Source organism: Streptococcus sp. ELY_86 (assembly GCF_058314495.1).
In genome coordinates, this window is record NZ_JBZFUK010000003.1 from 37,942 (window position 1) to 64,092 (window position 26,151).

Genomic DNA, 26,151 nt, shown 5'->3' on the forward strand with positions numbered 1-26,151 from the left:
CACTTGTTTTACAAGTTTCATTTCTTGTCTTTGACCACAGCGTGAGCTAAATACTGCTATATATGAAACGAGGCCGAACTTTTGTCGGTCTCGTTTTTGCTGTCTTCTTATTTTTAGTCGAAATGAATAGGAACTTCAGGGAACAGCTTAGCCAGTATTTTTCCGGTAATAATTTGCCCCGGTCCTTCCTGACAGTAAGTGTGCATGTACATGGAAGGATTGAAATTGAGCTCAATGCAGGTACAATGCGGATTGTCCTTGCTTGCTTTTAAAGCAGCATCCGGAATAATCAAATCAACACCGCAGGCCCAAGCCCCCATGGCTTTAGCCATGTCAGCAGCCAGCTGCTTGTAGCTGGTGTCCATAGTTTCTGTGATATCAATAGAATCGCCGCCTGTTGAAATGTTTGAGTTACCTCTCAGGTTAACCTTAACCCCGGCTGGTAAGACACTTTCCGGTGTGTAGCCTTGCTGCTGCAGCATGAGCTGCTCAATATCTCCAAGTTCGATGATTTCAAGCGGTGAGCGGTGATTTCGGCCCCGCAGCGGGTTTTTATTTTTTTGCTCAACCAGCTGCCGAATCGTATGTCGGCCGTCACCGACTACATTAGCGGCAACCCGCAGCAGAACAGCTTCGCATTTGCCGTCAAGGACAAAAAAGCGGTATTCAGTTCCGGCGACAAATTCTTCAACAAGAACAGAAGAGTCTTCAAGAAAGGCAATATCCAGAGCTTTTTCATAATCAGTCAAGCTGGCCGGCGCTTCAAAAATGGAAATACCCAGACCGAAATTAGTTGATTTGGGCTTGACAACGATTGCCTGCTTTTCAATTTGCTGATAATAGCGCAGAGCTTCATCTTTGCTGTCAAATTCTGCTCCGGCAGGAACCGGATAGCCGTGCTCTCTTAGGATTTTTTTGGTCACGACTTTGTTAGCCATGGCTAAGGGAACAACATAATTATCTTTAGAGGTCATGTTGCCGTTTTTGACGTATTCCGTATGACTACCGTGCCAGAGCTTGAGAAACTGATCGCTCTCATCTAAGATATCAAAATGAATGCCTTTTTGGATAGCATCAAAAAGCAGCATTTGTGTGGAAAGTTCCATGGTTTCATAGCCTTTGAGCGCATAGTAAGCCTCCCAAGCATAGTCATGATACTCCTTTCCTTTTTTCTGACCGAATGTTTCCAAGGACAGCTTGTCAATGTGTTCTAAAAGGCGGCCGCCGACAGTCAGTTCGGGATTATTGACTTGCTCCTTGATGTCGGTCAAAAGCTGTTCATAATAAGCCGGCAGCCCGAAGTGCTCAATAAGTTCTTCCATAGCTGTCAGGATATTTTGGTAAGGAGCTTCTTGCGGCAGTTTGTCCAAAGGATGGCTGAGCGCGATTTTTTCGTTAAGTTCTGCAGCCTTCTCCACTGTCTGATTGACTTCCTGAGGAGCGTCGAGCCAAAGCATAGCCAGGGTAAAGAGATGGACGCTGTCAATGGTTTCCTGTGTAATCCCGCGGTTATCAAACGGATCCAGATCAAAGCAGCGGAATTCTAAGTAAGTAATGCCCTTGGTGAGATAGTCTCGGCTGTACTTGCTGCCGCGCAGGCGAACAGCTGAGTAAAATTCTTTCTCGGCAGATAAGGCGCCTGTGTCAACATAACGTTCAATGCTTGAGACGTAATTTTCCAGCCGATCAAAAGGAACCTTGACATCTGAGGTATTGACATAGCCTAAATGACTGTTTCTGAGCGAACGAACAGGGGCGGTTAATTCTTCTTCAAAGAAGCCTTGTTCGGCCAAGGGGCTGGCGCCATAGAGATAAGTCAAAAACCAGCGATAGGTCAGGAAATTTTGTGCCAGTTTTAAATAGAGATCGTTTTTAAAGGCGATCAGAGACTGATAGCCGCTGCGCTCAAACAATGCTTTAAAGAGGTCAGCCCCCAGTTCAATATTGTAATGAATGCCTGACATAGATTGGAGGATCTTGCCGTATTTTTCAGCCAGGTGCTGCCGGTAAGCGACCTCAAACGGGTCTTCCAGCCGAGCAATTTCAATCTCATCTGCTCTAAGCTGCGGCGGCATGGATAAGGGCCATAGATACTGATCATTATCTATGCTGCGCTGGGCGACATCGGTGATAGCTCCTAAAAAGCGCAGCACTTCCTTGCTTGATTTAGCAACGGGGGTGATTAATTCTAACTGAGGCTCGCTGTAGTCTGTCTGAATGTACGGATGATGGCTGCGGGAACCGAGTTTGTGAGGATGGGGGGTCTGTGCTAAGCGCTGCGTCTTTTGATCAATACGCAGGCTCTCTCTTTCCAGTCCAAAAGTAGCTTGTAAGACGGGGAGGTTCTGCGGACTTTGCTGTAAAATCTGATCAATGGTTGACATATTCTTTCTCCTAAAAGATATTCTAGTACTAGTTTACAAGAATGTTCGGAAAAACGCATGATTCTGATACGAAATATTGAAAAACAGTCAGAAATTTCTTATAATAAATTGTAAGGCAAACCTGCAGGTGAAATTCCTGCCATGTTATAGCTGCTTAAATAAGTTTGAGACCCTGCTTTTGGCAGAAATTTTCATTGGTTTCTGCTTTTATTTTGGCTTTCAGTATGTCTGAGGAGTGCCGGAGCTTAGGCAATCTGCTTTTTAGGGGTTATAGTTTTTAAGAAAGGATGAGGACTCTCTTTGTTAGAGTTCGTATCAGCATATGACATCAGTAGTAGTAGTTGGAACCCAGTGGGGAGATGAAGGCAAGGGGAAAATCACGGATTTTCTGTCAGCCGATGCCGAAGTAATTGCACGCTATCAAGGCGGCGACAATGCCGGTCATACGATTGTTATCGACGGTAAGAAATTTAAACTGCACCTGATTCCGTCAGGAATTTTCTTTCCGGAAAAAATTTCAGTTATCGGCAACGGTGTAGTAGTCAATCCTAAATCTTTGGTTAAGGAGCTGACTTATTTGCACGAAGAAGGCATTACGACAGACAGCCTGCGTATTTCTGACCGCGCACATATCATCCTGCCTTATCATATTAAACTTGATCAGCTGCAGGAAGCTGCCAAGGGCGACAATAAAATTGGAACAACTAACAAGGGCATCGGGCCGGCTTATATGGACAAAGCAGCGCGTGTGGGCATTCGGATTGCTGATTTGCTGGATAAAGATATTTTTGCAGAGCGCCTGCGTACTAATTTAGAAGAGAAAAACCGTCTCTTTAGCAGGATGTATGAATGTGAAGAAATCGCTTTTGAAGAGATCTTTGAAGAATATTATGCCTACGGTCAGGAAATCAAACAATATGTGACGGATACTTCCGTTATCTTGAATGATGCTTTGGATAAGGGCAAGCGTGTTCTGTTTGAGGGGGCGCAAGGGGTCATGCTGGATATCGACCAGGGAACCTATCCTTTCGTGACCTCTTCTAATCCGGTTGCTGGCGGTGTAACCATCGGCTCGGGTGTTGGTCCAAGTAAAATCAACAAGGTTGTCGGTGTCTGCAAGGCTTATACCAGCCGCGTTGGTGACGGACCGTTTCCTACCGAACTCTTTGATGAAGTTGGCGAGCGTATCCGTGAAATCGGCCATGAATACGGCACAACGACAGGGCGTCCGCGCCGGGTAGGCTGGTTTGACTCAGTTGTTATGCGCCACAGCCGCCGGGTCTCAGGCATTACCAACCTCAGTCTCAACTGTATTGATGTTCTCTCAGGGCTTGAAACAGTTAAGATCTGTGTCGCTTATGATCTGGACGGTCAGCGGATTGACCACTATCCGGCCAGTCTTGAACAGCTCAAGCGCTGTAAGCCTATCTATGAGGAGCTGCCGGGTTGGTCAGAAGACATTACAGGTGTTCGCAGTCTGGAAGACCTGCCGGAAAATGCCCGCAACTATGTCCGCCGCGTCAGTGAACTTGTCGGAGTCCGTATCTCGACTTTCTCTGTGGGACCGGACCGCGATCAGACCAATATCTTAGACAGTGTCTGGGCTAATATTTAATATTAATTGTTAAATATCATGTTATAAATGTGAAAAAGCATTGATTTTGTATGAGCTTCATAAAAGCTGGAAAGACCATCCACCTTTTATGAACCATGCATTTCGGTGCTTTTTATTCTTCAAAAAAGAAACACAGCAGACTTACAAAAAAACAAATAATTGTATTTAATTTATTAATGGAAAATCCGTAATTGGATAGATTTGATGAGAAGTGGTAAAAATTTCTAGTCCAGAAAAATGAAGATAATAAAATAAAATGATATAATAAGCCCAGGTTTCAGAAAGACCCTGAGCTTATTATTTTAGATTGTAACAAACATGAGAAGCATAATAGTAGTGAACTTGATAAACTTTTTCATAGTGACAACTCCTTCTTTCATAATTAAGAATACTTTAGCATATGAATAAACTTAGGTCTTATTTTTTGTGTATTTGTAAAAGAGAGGTTATAGTTTGAAAGAATTTGGAAAAATTTTTAAAATATTACGAGAGTCAAAAAATCTTTCTTTAAGAGAGGCCTCACAAGATGTTATATCTATGGCACAATTATCAAGGTTTGAACGAGGACAGAGTAGTATATCTATTGATTCTTTTTTTCAATGTTTAGATAATATAAATGTGTTATTAGATGAATTTCAGTCTATTTATAATGACTATACGTTAACAGATGATATTAGGTTTAATAAAGAGTTGTTTGAGGCATATTTGAACAATGATTATTTAAAATTAGATAAATTTTTAAATGATTTAGAGATAGAAAAAGTAAAATATCCTGATAAAAAATCTCTTTATTTGAATAGCATAATAGTGAAAATAATTATCTACACCTGTGATCAAAGTAGAAAAGTTTCTAAAAAAGATTTAAATTTTTTTGGTGGATTATCTTTTTTCAGTCGAACAGTGGGGACGTTATGAGCTGTGGTTGTTTATTAATGGTGCGAGTGTCTTTACTATTAATACATTGATAACTTTATCGTCAGAAATGCTTAGTCGAGTACAATTTTATGATGAATTGTTAGAAAACCGTAGAAAGATTTATCAAATGCTTTTAAATGTAGTTACTATTTGTATTGAAAATGATTATTTAGCTCAAGCACTAAAATTTATGAATAGTATAGACTCTCTACAATTATCAGAAGCAGATGTGTTTGAGAGAATCGTACATCGTTTTAATAAGGCCTACTATTCGTTTAAAAGAGGTGATGAAGCTTCAATGGAGTTAATGTTAGAATATATTGAAATGTTAAAAAAACTAGATTGTTTAGGAGCTGCAGAAAAATTACTTAGTTCAATTAGTGATTTTGTGAATATGTAAAAAATAACAAGTAATACAACAATAGTTATAAAATAAGACCGAGGTGACGACCTCAGTCTTATTTTTTATGGAGGAAATGTTATGTATCAAAAACCAACAATTGAAAAAATTGAAGATACTAAGATTATTGCTAGAGTTGTAGCTTAAGATATCATTCAATTTTTTTCGGGACGAAATATGGAACAAAAGCGCTTTTGTTCCATATTTTTGTAATTTTGAGGTTAATAAAATGTTGAAAAAACAAAAGGTATCACTAGTAGTTCTTACATTACTACTCTTATTGAATATTGTTGGTATACTTAATTCTACTCAATATCTTTTAAGAATACTATTTTCATATTTTGTACTGATTATAGCTATTACTTTTTTACCATTCTTAAGACAGAAGATAAATTATTCTTACAAGTTACAGGAAATTCTCTTTGGGTTACCAATGATACTTCCAATTTTCTTGTTTAAGCTAAAAACTATTTCTTTTGCCATAGGAAAGTTGAAACATTTTGAAATTTTTTTAATTTATTTACTTTTTTTAACAGTAGTTTTGCTTCTACTACATCACAAAGATTATAGGATGAAATCATCAAGCCCTTTTATAAAATTAAGTATTTCAAAAAAAGAAGTATTTTTAACGATTTTAGGGATGGTATATAGTATTTTTACAGAGGAGATGTATTTTCGATTCTTTATTCTTAGTGAGTTGGAGGATTATAGCTATTATTTAAAAATTGTATTTTTAGTATTTTCTAGTTTTTTATTTGTTGGTGCACACTATTTAAATAGATGGGCAGCGTCAATGTTTACTTATAAAAATTATATATCTCAGTTTATTTTGAGTATGCTTTCTGGAAATATTTTTTTGGTAACAAATTCACTATTCTATTCTTTGATACTACATATAGCATACAATTTTCCGGAAATATGGCTGATTTTGAAAAGATTAAAATATCAGCAATTACATTATGAAAATGATGGAGCATTCTTTGATGATTATTAGTAAAATAAGGAGCTATAGAAATGTTAAATATAATTAAATCTGTATATAAGAAGAATCGTGTTTCAATGTTACGGGCATATCCTATCTCATTTATTCTTCAACGTGTTTTAAGTTCGATTTTGGCTTTATTAACACCAGTACTACTATATTATTTTGTTTTCAATGGGAAAACAGAAAATGAATTTACTGATGGAGCTTCGGGAATGAATTATTTACTATTTGTTTCATTAGGGTACGGAGCTTATGCAGTTTCTATTGCAACATTAATGAATGTTGGTCGAAGCCTTATTTCAGAAATTCGCGAAGGGACTATTGATTCGTTTCTCATATCTCCGGCCTCAAGGTTAGGATACTTTTTAGGAACTTTTGTAGAACAGCTCGGACGATCATTTATAGAGTTTTTTTTAGTAATTGTTTTTTCGGTATTTTTAGGAGTTAAATATAATTTTGAAAATGTTATCGGTATGTTTTTACCAGTGTTTTTTATTGCAATGGTAAGTTTTTCAATGGCCCTGATTCTTTCCAATATTATGGTGTATACAAGGGATACATTTATAAGTCAAAATACACTTTTTATTATATTAAGTTTTTTATCAGGAGTATCATTTCCAGTTACTTATCTTCCAAAGCAACTACAATTTTTTAGTAACTTAATACCGTTAACTCATGCGCTTAATGTTTTACGAGATGTATTAACTGGAAATATGGGTAAATCTACAGTATTTTCAAGTATTTTAGCAATTATAGAAGGACTGGCTATTTTTTACCTAGGATATATATGGTTTGAAAAATTAGAAAAAAAACTAATTGAGGAGGTTTTTTCATAAATGTTAGAAATGAGACAAGTGTATAAAAGCTATTATGAAAATAGTGAAAAAAACTTTTTCAAAAGACTTTTTAGAAATGATAAGCAAAAAAAGGATGTTATCAAGGGAATTGATATACAAATTCCTAAGGGAAAAATAGTTGGATTACTTGGTATAAATGGTGCTGGGAAAACAACTACTATTAGAATGCTATCAACATTACTAACTCCTAGTGATGGAGAAATACTAATGGATGGTATTAATATTAATAACGATGAAAAACTCACAAAGAAAAGAATTAATGTTATCTCTGGAGGAGAGCGAAATTTATATTGGAGATTGACAGGAAGAGAGAATTTAGACTACTTTGGAAGTCTTTATGGGATTGATAAAAAAGAACTGAGTAATCGAATCGACGAGTGTTTAAGACTTGTTAAATTAGAGGACTCGTCAGATATTCCTGTTGAAAAGTATTCCAAAGGAATGAAGCAAAGGCTCCAGATTGCTAAAGGTTTGATAAATAATCCAGATTATATTCTATTAGATGAACCTACTTTAGGACTAGATATTATAATTGCAAAAGAATTACGGCATTATATTTTAAAACTCGCTAAAGAATTAAATAAAGGGATTCTTTTAACAACACATTATTTAAAAGAGATAGAGGAATTATGTGATTATATTTACTTATTAGATAATGGAAAAATTTTAAGAGAGGGTTCTCCATACGAAATAGTTAAAAGTGTCAGTCCAGAAAAACTTGTAAAAGTTGAATTTGGCAAAAAGGACAAAAAAGATGTGGAGAACGTAGTTAATAAATTAGAAATTCCTGTTAAATGTGTTTGGAATAATGATGAATCATTTACTCTAAAATCAAGGAAAAATATTATCCAAGAATTTATCTCTGCATGCAGTAATTATAATAGTATTTCTATTGAATCCATAAGTATAGTTGAACCATCACTAGAAGATTCATTAATGGAGATTTGGCATGATAAATATTAAAGAAAAATTTATAATGTTGAAAGCAGAAATTATAAAGCAACGAAAAAACTATCAAAATTCGCTAAGTAATATTATGTCTTTAATAGTCTGGCCAATTATAATTTTTTTTCAGACTTTTTACACTTATAATTCCTTTGATTTATCTTTCCTTAGAAAATTTGGAATAGAAAATCAAACAGACTTGTTGACATTTCTTATAACGGGTACATTGGTATATAACTGTTTTTGGTCAATGGTTCAAAGTGCTTTTTTATTAACGTTTGAACGGCAGAATGGAACTTTAGAAGCAGTTTTTATAACTCCTACCTCTTTAACTAATTTTTTGCTTGGACGAGCTTTAGGAGGGATTTTAACGAATATTGGAATGTTTCTATCTTTTATTACTATTTTATTTGTTATAGTTGGATCAATTTCAGTTGAGTTAATCTTTTCTTGTTTACTATCATTAATAGTGATTATTATTTCATCAACTATTTGGGGTGCTTTTATAAATTCACTATTTTTAACTTCTAGAGATTCAAATTACTTGTTTACAATTTGTGATGAGCCCATGCGAATTTTATCTGGAACGAGTATTCCAGTAAGTGCGTTTCCAGTAATCTGGAGAACTGTATCATTTGTTTTTCCATCAACTTACTGCTTATATATGGTTAGAGGAATATTTTTTAAAGAACATGTATCGTTGGATATTTGGATAGGGTTCATAATAATTTTATTATGCTTAGTGATTATTACTACTATTATTTCTAATGAAGCTTATAGGAGAAATAAAGTAACTGGAAAATTATTTATTTACTAGTTAAAGAATAGAGAGGATTAGTTATATGTATTCAAGAAATTTGAAAGTTTATTTAGCAAAGATTGATGGAAAATTTATTATTACTGATACTATTAATGTTTATGAAGTTAATGAAGTTGGGGCTAGAATTTTTGATTTATGTAATGGTAAGAATACATTGGAAGATATTGCATTTATTTTAGCTAAAAAATATGAGGTAAATAAGGAGATGGTGTTAGAGGATGTAAAAAACTATGTTTCAGTTCTTCTAAATAAAAACTTTATTTTCAAAGATTAGGAGAGCAAAAATGATTGAAAAAGAGTATAAATATTTAATCACCGAAGATGAATTTTTATCATTAAAACAAAAAATAAATCCGAGGAAGTTCGTTGTTCAAGAAAATTATTATTTTGATACAGAAAATTTGGAATATTTTAAACACAATATGACTGTTCGAATTAGGAAGAAAGAAGACTTACAATTACAGATAAAAAATAAAGAAAAAGTTGGATCCTATATTGAAAGTTTGGAACAGCATTTTGATTTACCTTTGAAAGAGATTCCTAATAAGATAAATTTACACACATTAGGAGCTCAGGTGAAATATTTAGATTTACCCCCAATTATTGGATTAGTAGGAAAATTAAAAACTGAGAGGTATATAGCACATTATAAGGATATAAAAATTTGTTTAGATAAAAATTTTTATTATGATAATGTAGATTTTGAGCTTGAATTGGAGTTTCAAGATAGAAAGACTGTAGCGGATTTTTTAAAGTTATTTAACTTTAATCACCCTACTAATAAAGTTGGGAAATACGAGCGCTTTTTATCAAAGTATAAGGAGGAAGAATAGTTATGATTGTAAAAGAAAAAGTTATTAACAAAGTCTTATCGGATAAAAACTTAAGTTTAAAAGTAATTGTTGATAAACTATCTCAGATGACTGAAAATTCTGGAATTTTATTGTATACATCATTTTTAGAAGGACTTGGTAATAAAAATTCTGACATTGATATATACGTTTTTTTAGAGGATAATCAAAATTTTAATAATCAAGGAATGAGAAGATATGGGGACTGCTTGGGTGTTGAGGTGGTCAGAGTAGGGGATATTGAACTTGATATTGAATATTGGTCCATTAACGTAATTGAAGATTTAATAGAACGACTCACAATTACAAATGGTCTAGCATGTAGCTATGAGGAATTAAAATTACTTTTGAGAATTTATCATGGATTTTTTACTAATCAAAATAAAGTAAGTGAAAGGTTACTTTATTTAATTAAAACATCCCATTTTCTTGAATTGATTACAAATAGAATTTCTCTAGAAGCGAGATCATATTGTGATGATAGCTTAAAGATGTTTGAAGTTGGTGAGTACATTTTAGCACTTGATTGTGCAAGACGAGCATTGTGGGAATGCGCTTCGTTATTAAATGCAAAAAATGGGAAGCCTAATCTAAAAAGTAAATGGATTTCAAAGATTTATATTAATAATGGAGGATATGGTAATCAAGAGTTACTCGAAAGGTATATGAATCTTCAAATTTATTCTACTGTGAATAAGCAGAATTTGAAGTCAGTTCTCCAAAACATGCTCTCATTAATTCAAGATATGCTTAATTCAACAGTTTTTTAATAAGGAGAATTTATGAAAAAAATACAAATATTAACTGTATCTGAGAAATATAAAGAAAATTTAAATTATTCTAGCTTAATGGTAAAAAATCATTCGATGGGAAAATATTTAAAACAATATCTTGAATTAAAAGTTCATCATTTATTTAAAAATATAGCAGAGAGTAATGAAATAATAGTTATTCCAGATTTCAGTAGAGATGCTGTGATTTCTAGTGTCGAAAAAAATGATAAACTATTTAACTATATGCGACCTACAGTAACTATGGAAGATGGGAAGTACATTGTTCACTGTTATCCAGGAATTGATTATGTATTTCACTATTTTTGTATTCTGAAATCATACTTTGAGATAATAAATAAAAACGTTAATATAAACTACCGACTTCCTAAAAGTGAAGAATGTTTTAAAACATTAGAAGAATCAAATCTTAAAGAATTACCAAAAGTTAAAACGGTTATTTTAGGTTATGTAGATCCAATTGGAAATTTGAATTATGATTGGGAAGGAGAGGGGGTATTTAAATGGAAAAAATTTGATACAAGGAGTGGTAAATCTACCTTACTATTAGGATGTGAACATACCTATTGGGGTGATATTTCAGGATACTTAGTTTCAGAATTAGCTAGTATGGGTGTAGATACTGTTATCTATGTTGGGAAATTAGGTGGTTTGAAGGGTGTTTTTATTCCTAATGAAAGTATTGCAACAGGAAATATAAGCATTATCCCAAATATTGGTACAATTAAATGGGATAATATTTTTTCTAGTGATGATAGTCCATATATATTTGAAGGAGTTCATGTAACGCTACCATCTGTTTTGCAGGAAACGGAAAATTGGTTAGAATTTATTAATAGAGAGGGGAACTACGACTTTGTAGATCCTGAAATAGGTCATATGGCGAGAGCTGCAAATAAACTAAACATTCAATTTTCTTTTTTACATATTATTTCAGATAATTTGGAATTAAGACATGAGGAAAATTTGTCAAATGAGCGAAGGGAAGATATCCGGGTAAAGAGAAAAAATTTACTGGAAGAAATTCAATCAATTCTATATCAAAAATTATAGAGTGCCTGAGGAACTATAAAAAGGTAATGAGGAGTTCAAGGATGATAATTCAAACTATAAATCATATTCTAGATACTGAGGGATTGGGGAGATTACTATATGAGCTGAAAAGTCTAGGCATTGATGGTGTGCGCATTAATCTTTCAAAATTACCACAAGATGAAATAAGTAAAAAAATAAAAAAACTTTATCCTATTTTGAATAATTCTAATTTAGAAATTTATTTAGATTTTCCTTATCCAAAAGGTAAAGCAAGAATAAGAAAAACAACTTTTTGTGATGATACAGGATTTAAATTTGAAATTCAGAAAGGAGAAATCTATACTATTACAGTTTCAAAAGGAATATATAACACAGAGCCCAATTGTATCTTACTTGATGAAAACACAATTTTTAGTTCCGAAGAAGGAGAATTGACATATTATTCAGATGGAGAAGGTGGATTTTTAGTTCGTGAAAAGAATAATAATTACCTTAAAGTAGAAGCGATTAATTCATTTGAAGGATACATTGGAAAGTCAATACAATGTGGATACATTGAAATCGGAAAAGATTTTGAAAATATTATTCGACAAATTAACTATCCTAATATGAAATATATTTTTTCCTTTATAGAAAATTCAAGTGAAGTTAGAGACATGGCACAGAAAATTAGTGGAAGCATTATTCCTAAAATAGAAACAAAATTAGCAATAGAAGATATTCGGAATATTGTGAGGGAAAGTGATGAAATTTTAATTGCGCGAGGAGATTTAGTACTTGACGTTACAATATCAGACTATTTGAGTTCAATAAAAAAAATAGTAAATGAGTGTATGGGTAAGAAAGAAATCATTTTCTGCACGGATATTTTAGCATGCAGTGGTAATAGATTGGTGCCATATCGTTCAGAAATATTTGATTTATTTTTAATAAAATCTTTAGGGTGTGATAAAATCGTTCTTCCTTGTTCCAAAGAGATAAATTTACTTACAAAAGGTGAGGAAAGCCCTGATAGAATTATGGAAAAAATTAAGAGAGAGCTGACTACAAAGGTTAAAGTTATTAATCAAATTGTTTTTTAATAGGAGGTAACTACGTGGAGGGGAAATTAATCACATTTGAAGGAATTGATGGAGTCGGTAAGACAACTATTTCAAAAAAGGTAGCCGATAAATTAAAAAAACAAGGAATGAGTGTGATATATATTAATAAAAAGGATATTAATATATATGAATCGGATTATGTTAGAAGTCATATGAAGACTATAAAAACTGTATTGTGGGATTACAATCCTGAGGAGAGGCTATTTGATTTAGGTGATAATCATTGGTTATATCTTAATCTTACATGGTTTTCAACTTTGTACGATTATGCTATAAAAAAAGAATTGAGTAAAGGGAATCTTGTAATTACTGACGGTTGGTATTATAAGCTTTATTCACGCTTTGTTATTAAAGAGAAGTATAATCAAAATGTTTTGAATGATATATTCTTCAATGTTCCTGAACCAGATTTAGTATATTATCTGAATGCAGATTTTTCGACAATTCTATCCCGAAGAACAGAATTTTTACCAACTGAATTCGGTGAGATGGACGCTAACAAAAAATTATTAACTGATAAAGCAGATAAATTTATTGATTATCAAACAAGAGTAAAACGTATTTTAGATAGTTTATCTGATCAAAAAGGATGGGATGTTTTCTTGAATGAACAACTTGAAGATTGTGTTAATAGTGTAACAGCAAATATATTGACTAAATTTTGAACTAAAGACAATACAATAAAGACAGAGAGCCTCTCTGTCTTTATTGTATTAAGAAAAATAAATTAATCTATTCAATTAATTCTATAGAAATATTAGGCCAAAATTTAATCCAATTTTTCTTTTTTATTCTTTCGTTATAAACTATTTGTCGCTTTTTGTCAGAAGAGTAATGTGGTGTCGGTGAGATTTTAAAGTTGATTAAATCTTCTATTCCATAAGGAGTGAATAACTCTAAATCCTGATTATTATTTAGTCTAGCAGCTATTGCCGTACATTTTTCTGGAAATTTTGAAACAGCATCTGTAGAACTAGTATATTTTTCAGTATTAGGACTATGTATATTCATATAATACTGATTCTTTATTTCCCAGTTATATTTAGGATATCTTTTTTTTATTTTATTTTCTATTGCAACAGTTTGTTTATATGATATATTTTTATCAAAGAAAATGACATCTATATCTGAAAAATTGATATTCGAAGATGTATCTCCAGTACTTAGGTAATCCCAAATATAATTGCGTATAGTTCCTGCACAAAGCCAACAGTCATTAAGCTGAAAAGAATAAATAATCTCTAGTAGTGCCATTAGTTCTGAGTTCTTTTTAATTATTTTTTCCACATTATACATTTTAAAGCCTCATTGATATTATACGAATTTATGGTAGAAAATTCAAATTGAGGCATAATACATTTTAACAATTAAGATTTTTTGGAATAATAGTAAGCGCCCAATAATATGGTGTATTGAAAAAATTCGGAACTTTGTCAACTGTAGTGGGTGATGAAAAGCTGTAGTCCGGAGAGAACCCAGTTGGTTCTCTCTTTTTAATATTCAAAATTAGAGAAATTCGTTTCTTGAAGTTGGGGAAATTTCTATCACCAAGGTCCTGACGCTTGATATTTTTGATGAGCTTGTTAGTTCCTCTAATCTAGCGTTGGAGTGGCTCAGTTCCAGTGCGTTCGTTATATAAGGCTTGCAGGTTTCAAAAGTCTAAAAAATAGTTTAAAATAGGAGGCTGGCAAGAGGTTTGCAGTCGTGAATCAACTTAAAAAAGTGTTAGATACTCTTCTTCTGGAAATGGTACAGTAAAAGTTGATAGAGGTCAATAAAAGATCTGCGATGGCTGAAGCTAAGTTGTCTACCAGAGAATTCACTTTCTCATAACATAATTGTTTTAAAAAACTATGACAGTAATACTCTATATGATGTAATTTATGGTGGAGGAGATTAAGGGGAGTTAAGGGATTAATCAAGTTTATGATATAGTGTTCTGCTTAGTATTTATATGTATTAGAGTAGAGAACAAATGTCAATTTTTTATCAGAATAAATTTTATAGGTTTAAAGACCGAGAGCAATTCTTGGTCTTTTTTATTATGTGACTTTTAGTCCGTCTCGCGCCCTTTGGTGCGAGACAAATAAACCACCCGCTATGCGGGTGCGCAATCTGCGGTTATACCAAAAAAACTCCAAACGCGCTACAATAGAGGTGTTCAAGCCTATTGTAAAGCGAAAGGAGAAAAGTATGGCTCAAAAAGCGCATAATTTATCACACACAAAGTGGATGTGTAAATACCACATTGTGTTCACCCCTAAGTATAGACGAAAAGTAATCTATAATCAATATCGTAGCAGTTTAGGTGAGATATTTCACCGATTATGTCGCTACAAAGGTGTTGAGATTATTGAAGGGCATTTGATGCCTGATCATGTTCATATGTTGGTTAGTATTCCGCCTAGAATCAGCGTTTCAAGTTTCATGGGGTATTTAAAAGGTAAGAGTGCTCTTATGATGTTTGACAAACACGCCAACCTCAAATATAAATTTGGGAATCGCCATTTCTGGGCAGAAGGCTACTATGTCAGTACAGTTGGACTTAACGAAGCCACGATAAAGAAATAGATACAGGATCAAGAAAACCATGACATCGCACTTGATAAATTGAGTGTGAAAGAATACGAAGATCCCTTTAGGGATAATGGCAAGTAATGCGAATGCCTCTTTAAGAGGCTGGTGACGAGTCAAGAGCAGTGAGGCTTGAACAACGTGAAAGCCAGCGTCTTTAGGCGCTGGCTGGTTATCTGGGCTTATAGCCCTGCTTCAAACCACCCGTTTGACGGGTGGTTTTTGTCTGCTTTTTTGAAAATAACACTTGCAGAAAACAGATTTAATGAATTGGAAATTTTTACGTTATTAATTTTATTAAACATTTATGAGAAAATCGAATAAACTTGCGTTAAAGTCGTCACAGCGCTGTTAACAGCACTTCCACATTAATAGAGAAGTAACTTGGCTTTGTTTTGTAAACGCAAACATTTATAATGAAACATATCAAAGAAAGGGGAATGATGTGTGAATTACAGACAGATAAGTATTTTACGAGATTTACTCTTAGTCGATGATTTTATCGCCGGCAAAACATTGGCTGATAAATACTCCGTCTCGACAAAGACCATCTATTCAGACCTGTCTTTCTTAAATCAAGAGATCGAAGAACTGTCTGATAAAATCGAAAAAATTCCTCGGCGCGGCATACGTTTAGCCGTTAATGCCAATGAAAAAAAGCGGTTGGCAGACTTGTTGAATCATTTTCAGGCTGAGGAAATTAAAGATATTTCCAGAGAGTATCTGCTGCTGAAATCTCTTTTCTTTGATCAAAAGGAGATTGACATTATTGATTGGTCTGTTCAGTATTTTGTCAGTGAAACATCCGTCAGAAGGGATATTGATAAATTAGAAAATAAATTTACAGATTACAAGATTCACATGGAGCGCCATAACGGCAAATACAGCATTGTCGGTCAGGAGCAGGAGATAAGAAAGTTTCTCAGAAATTACTTAATAACAGAATTTCATCTGGGACTGCATACGGTGACACATAACAGCCAGTTTGCCTACTTTTTTTCAAAAGAAGAAACAGAACGTGTTATTTCCATTCTAAATCACTATGCCTCGACCTATCATTTTATTCTGAGTGAGCAGTACAGCATTTATTTGATTGTTGATTTGCTGGTCGCAAAGATGCGCTATTTAAATGGCAGCACGATTGTCTCAAATGATATGGTTCATTTTATTGAAGATCTTTCTTACTACGAAGTTTATACTTTTGCAGGGGATTTGTTCAGAGAATTTGTCGGGCTCAAAGATGAGCCCATACCGCTCTTGGAGATTATCAATTTATCTTATACCTTGCTGTCCGTTGGTTATGAAACCAATGATTTGATTGTCGGCGATCAGATTAATAATATTATCAATAATCTGATTGAACGTGTCAGCCAACTGCTCAGTATTGATTTGAGCGGCGATCGGCATTTGTTTAAGATGCTGATCAGTCACGTACAGCCAATGATCTTTCGTCTGAAAAATAAAATCATGGTCAACAGTGATATCACAGAAGAAATCAAAAAGAAGTACAGTGTTCTCTACAATATTGTTTGGTTGTCCTGCCGGGAATTGTCAGACGCTTTCTCGATTGATATGACGGACGGAGAAATGGCTTTTTTGACGGTACATTTTGAAATAGCTATTGAAAAGCTGGCTAAACCGCTGATGATCTATGTTGTCTGTCCTCAGGGCTTAGCAACAACGGAGCTGATTATGACATCTTTGTCGCATGTTATTTCTAATTTTGACCATCTGGTGAAAATTGATGCCAGCGAATTAACGCCGGATAAGATAGAGCAGGCAGATATGATTATCAGTTCCATTTCACTGTCAGATATAGGTGTGGATGAGTCCAAAGTCATTTTTATCAGTCCGGTTTTGACTGATGCTGATCTGGAAAATCTGCAAAATCAGTACTTACAGCTCCAGCAGGGAAACAGGCGCGTTTTGTCTGTCATTGAAAATAAGGAAGCTTATACAAAATCGCTGGTGCACAAGCTGATTGGAAAGAGTGTCTTTTTAAAAGTTGACCAAAAAACCGTCAATGGCTGCATCGACTTTCTGGTTGAACACTCAAGCGTTCAGAATCGTCAAAATCCATTGTACCGTAAGTCGATATTGATCCGTGAGGACTTAGGGAGCACCAGTGTTTATACCGGAATAGCACTTCCGCATGCTTTGTCGGTTGCTGTGAGTGAATCACAATTGGTGATTATGACGTTGAAAAAGCCCATTCGCTGGGGAAGTAACATGGTTAAAGTGATTATGTTAATTTCAATGTCCCAAGAAGATGAATTTTTTTACAAGGATGCCTTGATAAGCATTTATTCTAAAATTGACAGTTCGGAATACATTGATAAATTGTGGTGTTCGCCGACTGTCAGTGACTTTATAGAGTTATTGTAAAAAAACAGCTAATAATAACGGAGGAGGTTAGCATAATGGCTGAAAAAATGAAACTTGAAGATTATATAAGACCAGAACTTATTTTTGTTAATGAAAATTTTAAGTCAAGCAGTGATATGTTTGAAACGATCTATAAAAAAGCTTTTGATTTAGGTTATGTTCATGACACTTTTCTTGACAAAATCATAGAACGGGAAAAGAATTTTCCAACAGGACTGCAGCTTGAAAAAATGGGTGTTGCCATTCCTCATACAGATGCTGAGTGCATCAAACAAGAGTTTGTCGCTATTGTTACCACCCAGCCGATTTCTTTTGTCAGTATGGAAGATTTTAATCAATCGGTAGCAGCTGAGATTGCCTTCGTTTTAGGCTTGAAAGAGCCCCATGCCCAGCTTGAGATGCTTCAGTCATTGATGGGCTTATTGCAGAATGCTGAATTATTGGCGCAAATAAGAAATGCGCAGTCTGCAGATGACATTATAACTATTGTAAAAACAAATAACATTTAAAGGAGACGTCAGTATGTCAAAAGTTAAAGTATTGGTAGCCTGCGGAGCAGGCATAGCAACTTCTACCGTTGTTATGAAAAAGATTGAAGATTTGTTTGCACGCAATCATATTGATGCACAAATTACACAGATTAAAATCGCCGAAGCCGCATCTAAGCAAGATGCAAACGATTTATTGATTACGACAACCATGCTGCCGACAGAATATAGAATCCCTGCAATCAAAGCCATGGCTTTCTTAACAGGAATCGGACAGGACAAGGTTGAGGCTCAGATTTTAGAAGAAGTAGCTAAAATACAGGCTAATAATTAATTTGTAATACCTAATTATCATTTAAAAGGAGACGGTTATGGATACATTAACAACTGTTGTTCAAGGGATTTTGAATATGGGATCGAGCGTAGTGCTCCCTATAATCATCTTTATTTTGGCAGTTATCTTTAGAGTTCCCATGCGCAATGCCATTACTTCAGGCTTGACTGTAGGGATTGGTATGTTAGGGATTAGTCTGGTATTAGGACTCTTATCCGACAATGTTGGTCCTGCAGCGCAGGCCATGGTTGAAAGGTTTGGTTTGGAGCTTACCGTTGTGGATGCCGGCTGGCCGGCAGTTTCGGCGGCAACATGGGCTCAGCCGATTGCAGCGGTGATGATACCGGTTATCTTGATTGTTAACTTAATCATGCTGGCCTTCAATTGGACAAAGACACTCAATATTGATATTTGGAATTATTGGCACATGAGTGCTGCTGCAGCAACTGGCTACATTGTCACTAAAAGCTTCTTCTGGGGCATTGTCTGCGGGATTGGCTACACGATTATTGTTCAAATCATTGCTGATAAAACAGCTCCTTATGTTCAAGAATACTATGGACTTGAAGGGGTTTCGATATCAACAGGTTCTGCTCAAGGCTATGCGATTCTGGGTATTCCAATTGCTTGGGCTGTCAGCAAAATTCCCGGTATCGGCAAACTTGATGTTGAGCCTGAAATCATTCAAAAACGCTTCGGTATCTTTGGTGAACCAATGATCATGGGGATTATTATCGGTGGAGCGCTTGCTATCTTAGGTGGTTATAACATTACGAAGATTCTTCAAACAGCTATGGCTATGGGTGCCGTTATGTTTATCCTGCCGCGGATGGTTAAGATCCTCATGGAAGGACTTATCCCAATTCAAGAAGCTGCTCAGTCAATGCTGCAAAAACGTTACGCTGACCGTGAAATCTTCTTGGGAATGGACGCAGCTCTTGCAACAGGTTCTCCAGCAGCACTGTCAACAGGTCTGCTGATGGTTCCAATTACCCTGCTTATTGCTGTTTTGCTGCCGGGCAACCGCGTACTGCCTTTTGCCGACCTAGCAACGATTCCTTTCTTCGCTGCCTTGGTTGTACCAACTCGAAAAGGAAATATCCTGCACTCTGTTATTGCTTTGACGGTTGTTATTACCTTTGCTCTGTGGATGGCAACTGACTTTGCCCCTGTAATGACTAAGATGGCAGAAGGGGTTGTCAAATTCCCTAAAGGAGCATCACAAATTTCTAATTTTGACACAGGCGGAAATCTCCTTAACTGGATTTTCTTAAAACTCTCAGAATTAGTTAAATCAGTATTCTAATGTAGATCATTATTAGTATGGAGGTCATTTAAATGAATATTCCTAAGAAAATGCAAGCTGTAGTAAAATCAGCCCCCGGTTTTGATAACATGTCTCTGGAAGAAATCGATGTTCCAGAGGTCAAAGGGGACCGTGTATTGATGAAAGTAGCCTACACAGGGATTTGCGGAACAGATATTCATACCTATAAAGGTGAATATAAAAATGCCGTAACTCCCTTGGTGCTGGGACATGAATTTTCCGGACAGGTTGTGGCTGTCGGCGAAGATGTTACCAAGGTAAAAGTGGGTGACCGCGTTACCAGTGAAACAACCTTTGATACCTGCGGCGAGTGTGTTTACTGCAAAGAAAAACAATACAACCTATGTGAAAAACGCTCCGGAATCGGGACCAAAGCTTTTGGCAGCATGGCTAATTATGTTTTGACCAGAGAAGAAAGCGTGCATATTCTTCCCGATAACGTCAGCTATAAATTGGCTGCTATGTCAGAACCGTTGGCTTCCTGCGTACATGCTATGTACCAATTGACGCCGCTTGATTTTCATGATACCGTTTTGATTATCGGTCCTGGACCTATGGGCTTACTGTCCTTGCAGATTGCCAAGGAAATCGGAGCCTTTACCATTGTCTCAGGTGTGACTAAGGATGCAGACCGGCTGAAAATTGCTAAAGAGTTAGGCGCAGATATTGTTGTCAACACACAAGAAGAAGACCTGGCTCAAATTGTAGCAGATGTGACCAACGGCGTGGGAGTGGATAAAGTCTATGACTGCTCAGGTGCTATTCCTGCTGTCAATGCGGCTCTCCCTCTGATTCGTAAAGGCGGTGTGCTGCAGCAAGTAGGACTTTTCGCGAAAGATCTGAATGAACTGGATGAAAGAACGATCATTCAGCATGAAATCACTTATCAAGGCTCACGTTCACAAAATCCATACGACTGGCCGATTGCTATTCATTTGGAAAGCAAGGGCGCTATCAATGAAGATAAAATGGTGACTGCTGTTTTTGACTTGGAACATTGGCGTGATGCCTTTGAAGCAATGATGGCCGGTAAAGAGCTGAAAGTTCTCATTGCTTCTAATCCCGGAGAATTAGACTAAGGTACAAAAAGGGTCTGGAAATAGAGTTACAGTTGGCTGATCTCATCTTTGAGCTATCCTTAGATTGTGAAGATGAGACACCTTCTTCCTCTTAAATGACTGACTCCCAGACTCTTTTTCTGCAAATGTATATGTTCATAAAATCACAAGGAGAGAATAAGAAATATGAATTTTGAATCAGATGACTATTTGAAAAAAGTAGATGCGTGGTGGCGTGCAGCCAATTACCTATCAGCAGCTCAGATGTATTTGAAGGATAATTCTCTTTTAAAAAGAGAACTTGTTCAAAATGACCTCAAAGTCCATCCTATCGGACACTGGGGTACTGTTCCGGGGCAAAACTTTATTTATGCTCATTTAAATCGGGCGATTAATAAGTATGATTTAGACATGTTTTATATTGAAGGGCCTGGACACGGCGGACAGGTGATGGTGTCTAATTCCTATTTGGACGGCAGTTACACTGAATTAAACCCTGAGATTACTCAAACAGAGGAAGGCTTTACCAAGCTCTGTAAAATCTTCTCTTTCCCAGGCGGCATTGCTTCGCACGCGGCTCCTGAAACACCGGGCTCTATCCATGAAGGCGGTGAATTGGGTTACGCCATGTCACATGCGACCGGTGCGGTACTGGATAATCCGGATGTCATCGCTGCGACGGTTATCGGAGATGGCGAAGCCGAAACAGGTCCTTTAATGGCTGGCTGGCTGTCCAACACCTTTATCAATCCTGTTAATGACGGTGCTGTTCTGCCAATTCTCTACCTCAACGGCGGAAAAATCCACAACCCGACCATTCTTTCCCGCCGTACAGATGAAGAACTGCAGCAATTCTTCCAAGGCTTGGGCTGGGATCCGATTTTTGTTGAAGTTAAGGAACCTACTCTAGAATCTCATCAGGTTATGGCAGCAAAACTTGATGAAGCTATTGAAAAGATTAAAGCTATTCAAACTCAAGCCCGCAAAAATCCGGCGGAAGAGGCAGCTATGCCGGCATGGCCAGTGCTTGTTGCTCGCATTCCTAAGGGCTGGACAGGTCCTAAAGAATGGGAAGGAACACCTATCGAAGGGGGCTTCCGTGCGCACCAAGTTCCTATTCCGGTTGATGCCCACCACATGGAACATGTTGATGCTCTTTTGAAATGGCTGAAATCTTATCGGCCTGAAGAGCTGTTTGATGAAGCAGGACAGTTGATTCCTGAGATTGCCGCTATTTCACCAAAAGGTGATCGGCGGATGTCAACCAACCCAATCACCAATGCAGGTATCCTTAAGCCAATGAATACGGCTGACTGGAAAAAATTCGCCATTGATACCGCAAAACCAGGTGCTGTGGTTGCGCAGGACATGATCGAATTTGGGAAATATGCCGCTGATTTGGTTGAAGCAAATCCTGATAATTTCCGTATTTTCGGTCCGGACGAATCAAAATCCAACCGCCTCAATGAAGTCTTCAAAAAGACCAACCGGCAATGGCTGGCTCGCCGGGATGAAAACTATGATGAATGGCTCAGCCCAGCTGGGCGCGTGATTGATTCACAGCTGTCAGAACATCAGGCAGAAGGTTTCTTGGAAGGCTACGTTTTAACAGGACGCCATGGTTTCTTTGCCTCCTACGAATCCTTCCTGCGCGTGGTCGATACGATGATTACTCAGCATTTCAAATGGCTGCGTAAATCCAAAACACATACGACCTGGCGTAAAAATTATCCATCGTTAAATTTAATTTCAACGTCAACGGTCTTCCAGCAGGATCATAATGGCTATACCCACCAAGATCCGGGTATTCTGACTCATTTATCAGAAAAAACGCCGGAATTTATCCGTGAATATCTGCCGGCAGATACCAACTCCTTGCTGGCTGTCATGGATAAGGCACTGAAATCAGAAGATAAAATTAACTTAATCGTAACTTCTAAGCACCCTCGTCCGCAGTTCTATTCTGCCCAAGAGGCTGAGGAGCTGGTTGAAAAAGGCTACAAGGTGATTGACTGGGCTTCTACCGATAAGGATCAGGAACCGGATGTGGTCTTTGCGGCTGCAGGAACAGAACCAAACTTAGAAGCTTTGGCAGCTATCAGCATTTTGCATAAAGAATTTCCGGATCTGAAAATTCGTTTTGTCAATATTGTTGATATCTTGAAGCTGCGCCACCCTAGCGTAGATGCAAGAGGCTTGAGCGATGAGGAATTTGATGCTGTCTTTACAGCAGATAAGCCTGTTATCTTTGCCTTCCATGCCTATGAAGGAATGATCAGAGACATCTTCTTCACTCGCCGCAACCATAATCTTCATGTCCATGGTTATCGTGAAAATGGGGATATCACCACGCCGTTTGATATGCGGGTCTTATCTGAGTTAGATCGATTCCACTTAGCTCAGGATGCTGCTGTAGCTTGCTTGGAAGATGAGGCAGCTGCCTTCGCTCAAGCGATGGATGAGAAAGTTTCCTATCACAGACAGTATATCCGGGAACATGGTGATGACATTCCGGAAGTGAATCAGTGGCAGTGGGAAAAGTTGGACTGATTGCTGCCGTGTGCTAAAAAGCTGATACGAATTGCTAAACTCCGCATTCTTAAAGGATTGCGGAGTTTTTTCTATATAGCCCATCATATTGGAGCTTGATTGCAGATGTTTGCAGCTGTAATCAGGCTTTTTTATTGCTTAACCATTTGTAGCGCAAAGCAGCATGTGGCTGTGCAGAATTCACAAAAAGGATCTTTACTGACTTCATAAAATCTTTCAGCCCAATTTTGAACACTCGCATGTGTGATTATTGGTCTTGTTGTTAGCGTTTTCAGCAATTATAATAAAGCTATAAAACGTAACAAACTTTTTTAGAAAAGAGGAAAAACAATGAACATTCTTTTAGATGTCCTTAACTGGTTCTCGCAGAATATTTTGCAAAAACCGGCCTTCTTCGTTGGTTTGCTGGTACTTATCGGCTACCTGCTTTTGAAGAAGCCTTTACATGATGTTTTTGCAGGATTTGTCAAAGCGACAGTTGGTTATATGATTCTGGATGTGGCCGCTGCCGGTTTGGTAACCACTTTCCGCCCGATTTTGGCAGCTCTCAATTACAAATTTAATATCGGTGCGGCGGTTATTGACCCTTATTTTGGACTGACAGCAGCAAATGAAAAAATTGCTCAGGAATTTCCTCAATTTATTGGTACGGCAACATCAGCCCTTTTGATTGGCTTTTTCTTTAATATCCTTCTTGTTGCCCTTCGGAAAGTAACCAAGATTCGGACTCTGTTCATCACAGGACACATCATGGTTCAGCAGGCTGCAACGGTTACCTTAATGGTTATCCTCTTGATTCCGGCTTTCCGCAATCAATTTTGGGGAACCTTAGCAGTAGGGATTATCTGCGGTCTTTATTGGGCTGTCAGTTCAAATCTGACAGTTGAGCCAACTCAGCGCCTGACAGGCGGCGGTGGTTTTGCTATCGGGCATCAGCAGCAATTTGCCATCTGGTTCGCCGATAAATTTGCACCAAAACTCGGTAAAAAAGAAGAAAATCTGGATAATTTAAAACTTCCTGCTTTTCTTAACATTTTCCACGATACAGTCGTTGCCTCAGCAACCTTGATGCTGGTTTTCTTCGGTGCCATTCTTGCGGTCTTAGGTCCGGACATTATGGCCAATCCTAAGGTCATCACAACAGGAACTCTGTTTGATCCGACGAAACAGTCTTACTTCATGTATGTTATTCAAACAGCCTTCACCTTCTCTGTTTACCTCTTCATTTTGATGCAGGGTGTACGTATGTTCGTCGGTGAGCTGACTAACGCCTTCCAAGGTATTTCTAATAAATTGCTGCCCGGTTCATTTCCGGCGGTTGACGTGGCAGCATCATACGGCTTTGGTTCACCGAGTGCAGTGCTCTTTGGTTTTGCAACAGGTCTTATCGGACAGCTGATTACCATTGTTCTGCTCATCGTCTTTAAAAATCCGGTTTTGATTATTACAGGATTCGTTCCGGTATTCTTTGATAATGCGGCTATTGCGGTTTATGCGGATAAGCGCGGCGGCTGGAAGGCAGCAGTAGTTCTCTCTTTCATCTCAGGTGTGCTTCAGGTTATTCTGGGTGCAGTAGCGGTTGCTCTTTTGGGCCTTGCTAACTTCGGCGGCTACCATGGCAATATCGACTTTGAAATTCCATGGGTTCCATTTGCTTATCTCTTTAAGTATGCAGGGTCTGTCGGTTATGCTCTTGTGGCTCTCTTCCTGCTTGCTATTCCGCAAATTCAGTTTGCCAAAGCAAAAGACAAAGATGCTTACTATCGCGGAGATGTTCAGGGACAATAATATCTTAATCACAGTTTATACAGACTGATAACATTAATATAATAAGTAAAATTTTACAGGAGGAATTATCATGGTTAAAGTTCTTACAGCATGCGGAAATGGTATGGGTTCATCTATGGTTATCAAGATGAAAGTTGAAAATGCTCTTCGTCAGTTAGGCGTGACGGATATTGAGTCAGCTTCCTGCTCAGTTGGCGAAGCTAAGGGATTAGCTGCAAATTATGACATCGTTGTGGCTTCCAATCATTTGATCCACGAATTGGACGGACGGACAAACGGTCATCTGGTAGGTCTTGACAATTTAATGGATGATAATGAAATTAAAACAAAATTACAAGCCATTTTGTAATGATCTAAGGTAAGAGGGTGTTTTCAAAATTTGGAAACACCTTCCACTTTAAAAAAGATAAAGAATTTTGGTAAGAGAGGTTTTTTGATGAACTTAACAAAATCATTTAAAGAAAATAACTCCATTCGACTGGGGCTGTCAGCGAAAACGTGGGAAGAAGCCGTAAAATTATCTGTTCAGCCTTTGATTGACAGCGGTGCAGTCACAGAAAAATACTATGACAATATTATTGCTTCTACAGAGGAGCACGGTCCTTACTATGTGCTCATGCCGGGAATGGCGATGCCCCATGCAATGGCTGGTGAAGGAGTCAATCGCGACGCCTTTTCACTCATTACTTTGACAGAACCGGTGACATTTTCAGACGGGAAAGAAGTATCGGTGCTGCTGTGCTTGGCGGCTACCAGTCCCGCTATTCATACGTCTGTAGCCATTCCGCAGATTATTGCCCTTTTTGAACTGGAAAATTCAATCCAGCGTCTGCTGGACTGCAAAACACCGGAAGATGTGCTGGCTATGGTTAATGAATCCAAAAGCAGTCCTTATCTTGAAGGCTTGGATTTAGATTCTTAAAGCAGCTTCTTTGTATCTTTAATG

The 26,151-nt window shown here is 37.0% G+C and carries 24 protein-coding genes and 1 pseudogene; 23 read left to right on the top strand and 2 right to left on the bottom strand.

All coding sequences use genetic code 11. The features are described 5' to 3' along the window. Window positions 1-113: 113 nt before the first annotated feature. Window positions 114-2,384, bottom strand: a complete 2,271-nt coding sequence (gene gshAB, locus AC4HAN_RS05675) for a bifunctional glutamate--cysteine ligase GshA/glutathione synthetase GshB (RefSeq protein ID WP_491091626.1) — start codon at window positions 2,382-2,384, stop codon at window positions 114-116. Window positions 2,385-2,706: 322 nt separating this feature from the next. Here gshAB and AC4HAN_RS05680 point away from each other — a divergent pair, with 322 nt between their 5' ends. The 13 genes from AC4HAN_RS05680 to AC4HAN_RS05740 all read left to right on the top strand — a co-directional run bounded on the left by AC4HAN_RS05680 (window position 2,707) and on the right by AC4HAN_RS05740 (window position 13,366). After that, window positions 2,707-3,999: an adenylosuccinate synthase gene (locus tag AC4HAN_RS05680; RefSeq protein ID WP_491091627.1), complete on the top strand. Its 1,293-nt coding sequence runs from the start codon at window positions 2,707-2,709 to the stop codon at window positions 3,997-3,999. 453 nt (window positions 4,000-4,452) lie between these two features. Then, window positions 4,453-4,914 carry a helix-turn-helix domain-containing protein gene (locus tag AC4HAN_RS05685; protein WP_491091628.1) on the top strand — a complete coding sequence of 154 codons (462 nt, stop codon included), beginning with the start codon at window positions 4,453-4,455 and terminating at the stop codon, window positions 4,912-4,914. A gap of 7 nt (window positions 4,915-4,921) precedes the next feature. Further along, complete coding sequence (locus tag AC4HAN_RS05690; RefSeq protein WP_491091629.1) at window positions 4,922-5,314, top strand: Rgg family transcriptional regulator; 393 nt, start codon at window positions 4,922-4,924, stop codon at window positions 5,312-5,314. 229 nt (window positions 5,315-5,543) lie between these two features. Next, window positions 5,544-6,308: a CPBP family intramembrane glutamic endopeptidase gene (locus AC4HAN_RS05695; RefSeq protein WP_491091630.1), complete on the top strand. Its 765-nt coding sequence runs from the start codon at window positions 5,544-5,546 to the stop codon at window positions 6,306-6,308. Between the two features lie 20 nt (window positions 6,309-6,328). Next, window positions 6,329-7,135, top strand: a complete 807-nt coding sequence (locus AC4HAN_RS05700; RefSeq protein ID WP_491091631.1) for an ABC transporter permease — start codon at window positions 6,329-6,331, stop codon at window positions 7,133-7,135. Then, window positions 7,136-8,119, top strand: coding sequence for an ABC transporter ATP-binding protein (locus tag AC4HAN_RS05705; protein ID WP_491091632.1), 984 nt, complete (start codon window positions 7,136-7,138; stop codon window positions 8,117-8,119). Beyond that, window positions 8,106-8,918, top strand: a complete 813-nt coding sequence (locus AC4HAN_RS05710) for an ABC transporter permease (protein WP_447462457.1) — start codon at window positions 8,106-8,108, stop codon at window positions 8,916-8,918. The genes AC4HAN_RS05705 and AC4HAN_RS05710 overlap by 14 nt, the downstream gene beginning before the upstream one ends. A 25-nt stretch (window positions 8,919-8,943) precedes the next feature. Then, complete coding sequence (locus AC4HAN_RS05715) at window positions 8,944-9,195, top strand: PqqD family protein (protein WP_491091634.1); 252 nt, start codon at window positions 8,944-8,946, stop codon at window positions 9,193-9,195. A gap of 10 nt (window positions 9,196-9,205) precedes the next feature. Next, on the top strand, window positions 9,206-9,754 hold the full coding sequence (locus tag AC4HAN_RS05720; protein WP_447462459.1) for a CYTH domain-containing protein: 549 nt from the start codon (window positions 9,206-9,208) through the stop codon (window positions 9,752-9,754). A 2-nt stretch (window positions 9,755-9,756) separates the two neighbouring features. Next, complete coding sequence (locus AC4HAN_RS05725; RefSeq protein ID WP_491091635.1) at window positions 9,757-10,542, top strand: nucleotidyltransferase domain-containing protein; 786 nt, start codon at window positions 9,757-9,759, stop codon at window positions 10,540-10,542. Window positions 10,543-10,554: 12 nt separating this feature from the next. After that, on the top strand, window positions 10,555-11,616 hold the full coding sequence (locus AC4HAN_RS05730; protein ID WP_491091636.1) for a hypothetical protein: 1,062 nt from the start codon (window positions 10,555-10,557) through the stop codon (window positions 11,614-11,616). A gap of 41 nt (window positions 11,617-11,657) precedes the next feature. Further along, on the top strand, window positions 11,658-12,680 hold the full coding sequence (locus AC4HAN_RS05735; RefSeq protein WP_491091637.1) for a pyruvate kinase: 1,023 nt from the start codon (window positions 11,658-11,660) through the stop codon (window positions 12,678-12,680). 14 nt (window positions 12,681-12,694) lie between these two features. Next, entirely contained in the window at window positions 12,695-13,366 is a 672-nt protein-coding gene (locus AC4HAN_RS05740; RefSeq protein ID WP_491091638.1) for a dTMP kinase, read from the top strand. A gap of 67 nt (window positions 13,367-13,433) precedes the next feature. Here the strand turns inward: AC4HAN_RS05740 and AC4HAN_RS05745 are convergent, their stop codons facing one another. After that, a complete protein-coding gene (locus tag AC4HAN_RS05745; protein ID WP_491091639.1) occupies window positions 13,434-13,997 on the bottom strand; it encodes a nucleotidyltransferase family protein in 564 nt (187 codons plus the stop codon). Between the two features lie 897 nt (window positions 13,998-14,894). On the opposite strand from AC4HAN_RS05745, the pseudogene tnpA reads away from it, so the two are divergent. The 10 genes and pseudogenes from tnpA (at window position 14,895) to AC4HAN_RS05795 (ending at window position 26,127) form a co-directional block, all read left to right on the top strand. Further along, window positions 14,895-15,359, top strand: a pseudogene (gene tnpA / locus AC4HAN_RS05750) (IS200/IS605 family transposase). A 363-nt stretch (window positions 15,360-15,722) separates the two neighbouring features. After that, window positions 15,723-17,660 (top strand): BglG family transcription antiterminator, encoded by a 1,938-nt coding sequence (locus AC4HAN_RS05755; RefSeq protein WP_491091640.1) that lies wholly within the window; start codon window positions 15,723-15,725, stop codon window positions 17,658-17,660. Between the two features lie 35 nt (window positions 17,661-17,695). Then, window positions 17,696-18,169: a PTS sugar transporter subunit IIA gene (locus tag AC4HAN_RS05760; RefSeq protein WP_491091641.1), complete on the top strand. Its 474-nt coding sequence runs from the start codon at window positions 17,696-17,698 to the stop codon at window positions 18,167-18,169. A 13-nt stretch (window positions 18,170-18,182) separates the two neighbouring features. Next, entirely contained in the window at window positions 18,183-18,482 is a 300-nt protein-coding gene (locus AC4HAN_RS05765; RefSeq protein WP_491091642.1) for a PTS sugar transporter subunit IIB, read from the top strand. Window positions 18,483-18,519: 37 nt separating this feature from the next. Next, window positions 18,520-19,788 (top strand): PTS galactitol transporter subunit IIC, encoded by a 1,269-nt coding sequence (locus AC4HAN_RS05770; protein WP_491091643.1) that lies wholly within the window; start codon window positions 18,520-18,522, stop codon window positions 19,786-19,788. Window positions 19,789-19,820: 32 nt separating this feature from the next. Then, complete coding sequence (locus tag AC4HAN_RS05775) at window positions 19,821-20,888, top strand: zinc-binding dehydrogenase (RefSeq protein ID WP_491091644.1); 1,068 nt, start codon at window positions 19,821-19,823, stop codon at window positions 20,886-20,888. Between the two features lie 165 nt (window positions 20,889-21,053). After that, complete coding sequence (locus AC4HAN_RS05780) at window positions 21,054-23,417, top strand: phosphoketolase family protein (RefSeq protein WP_491091645.1); 2,364 nt, start codon at window positions 21,054-21,056, stop codon at window positions 23,415-23,417. Between the two features lie 330 nt (window positions 23,418-23,747). After that, the gene (gene ulaA, locus AC4HAN_RS05785) at window positions 23,748-25,205 is read left to right on the top strand and encodes a PTS ascorbate transporter subunit IIC (RefSeq protein ID WP_491091646.1); all 1,458 of its coding nucleotides are present in this window, start codon (window positions 23,748-23,750) and stop codon (window positions 25,203-25,205) included. A 70-nt stretch (window positions 25,206-25,275) separates the two neighbouring features. Then, window positions 25,276-25,554: a PTS sugar transporter subunit IIB gene (locus tag AC4HAN_RS05790; protein ID WP_027975140.1), complete on the top strand. Its 279-nt coding sequence runs from the start codon at window positions 25,276-25,278 to the stop codon at window positions 25,552-25,554. Window positions 25,555-25,641: 87 nt separating this feature from the next. Continuing rightward, window positions 25,642-26,127 (top strand): PTS sugar transporter subunit IIA, encoded by a 486-nt coding sequence (locus AC4HAN_RS05795; protein WP_027975139.1) that lies wholly within the window; start codon window positions 25,642-25,644, stop codon window positions 26,125-26,127. The last annotated feature ends 24 nt before the right edge of the window (window positions 26,128-26,151 follow it).

What these genes read in the sequence shown, in the direction of transcription:
- AC4HAN_RS05770 (WP_491091643.1), top strand. Translation starts at nt 18,520, where the DNA reads ATGGATACATTAACAACTGTTGTTCAAGGGATTTTGAATATGGGATCG.
- AC4HAN_RS05780 (WP_491091645.1), top strand. Translation starts at nt 21,054, where the DNA reads ATGAATTTTGAATCAGATGACTATTTGAAAAAAGTAGATGCGTGGTGG.
- AC4HAN_RS05680 (WP_491091627.1), top strand. Translation starts at nt 2,707, where the DNA reads ATGACATCAGTAGTAGTAGTTGGAACCCAGTGGGGAGATGAAGGCAAG.
- AC4HAN_RS05710 (WP_447462457.1), top strand. Translation starts at nt 8,106, where the DNA reads ATGATAAATATTAAAGAAAAATTTATAATGTTGAAAGCAGAAATTATA.
- AC4HAN_RS05715 (WP_491091634.1), top strand. Translation starts at nt 8,944, where the DNA reads ATGTATTCAAGAAATTTGAAAGTTTATTTAGCAAAGATTGATGGAAAA.
- AC4HAN_RS05705 (WP_491091632.1), top strand. Translation starts at nt 7,136, where the DNA reads ATGTTAGAAATGAGACAAGTGTATAAAAGCTATTATGAAAATAGTGAA.
- AC4HAN_RS05730 (WP_491091636.1), top strand. Translation starts at nt 10,555, where the DNA reads ATGAAAAAAATACAAATATTAACTGTATCTGAGAAATATAAAGAAAAT.
- AC4HAN_RS05760 (WP_491091641.1), top strand. Translation starts at nt 17,696, where the DNA reads ATGGCTGAAAAAATGAAACTTGAAGATTATATAAGACCAGAACTTATT.
- AC4HAN_RS05765 (WP_491091642.1), top strand. Translation starts at nt 18,183, where the DNA reads ATGTCAAAAGTTAAAGTATTGGTAGCCTGCGGAGCAGGCATAGCAACT.
- AC4HAN_RS05700 (WP_491091631.1), top strand. Translation starts at nt 6,329, where the DNA reads ATGTTAAATATAATTAAATCTGTATATAAGAAGAATCGTGTTTCAATG.
- gshAB (WP_491091626.1), bottom strand. Translation starts at nt 2,384, where the DNA reads ATGTCAACCATTGATCAGATTTTACAGCAAAGTCCGCAGAACCTCCCC.
- AC4HAN_RS05775 (WP_491091644.1), top strand. Translation starts at nt 19,821, where the DNA reads ATGAATATTCCTAAGAAAATGCAAGCTGTAGTAAAATCAGCCCCCGGT.
- AC4HAN_RS05745 (WP_491091639.1), bottom strand. Translation starts at nt 13,997, where the DNA reads ATGTATAATGTGGAAAAAATAATTAAAAAGAACTCAGAACTAATGGCA.
- AC4HAN_RS05790 (WP_027975140.1), top strand. Translation starts at nt 25,276, where the DNA reads ATGGTTAAAGTTCTTACAGCATGCGGAAATGGTATGGGTTCATCTATG.
- ulaA (WP_491091646.1), top strand. Translation starts at nt 23,748, where the DNA reads ATGAACATTCTTTTAGATGTCCTTAACTGGTTCTCGCAGAATATTTTG.
- AC4HAN_RS05795 (WP_027975139.1), top strand. Translation starts at nt 25,642, where the DNA reads ATGAACTTAACAAAATCATTTAAAGAAAATAACTCCATTCGACTGGGG.
- AC4HAN_RS05725 (WP_491091635.1), top strand. Translation starts at nt 9,757, where the DNA reads ATGATTGTAAAAGAAAAAGTTATTAACAAAGTCTTATCGGATAAAAAC.
- AC4HAN_RS05720 (WP_447462459.1), top strand. Translation starts at nt 9,206, where the DNA reads ATGATTGAAAAAGAGTATAAATATTTAATCACCGAAGATGAATTTTTA.
- AC4HAN_RS05735 (WP_491091637.1), top strand. Translation starts at nt 11,658, where the DNA reads ATGATAATTCAAACTATAAATCATATTCTAGATACTGAGGGATTGGGG.
- AC4HAN_RS05695 (WP_491091630.1), top strand. Translation starts at nt 5,544, where the DNA reads ATGTTGAAAAAACAAAAGGTATCACTAGTAGTTCTTACATTACTACTC.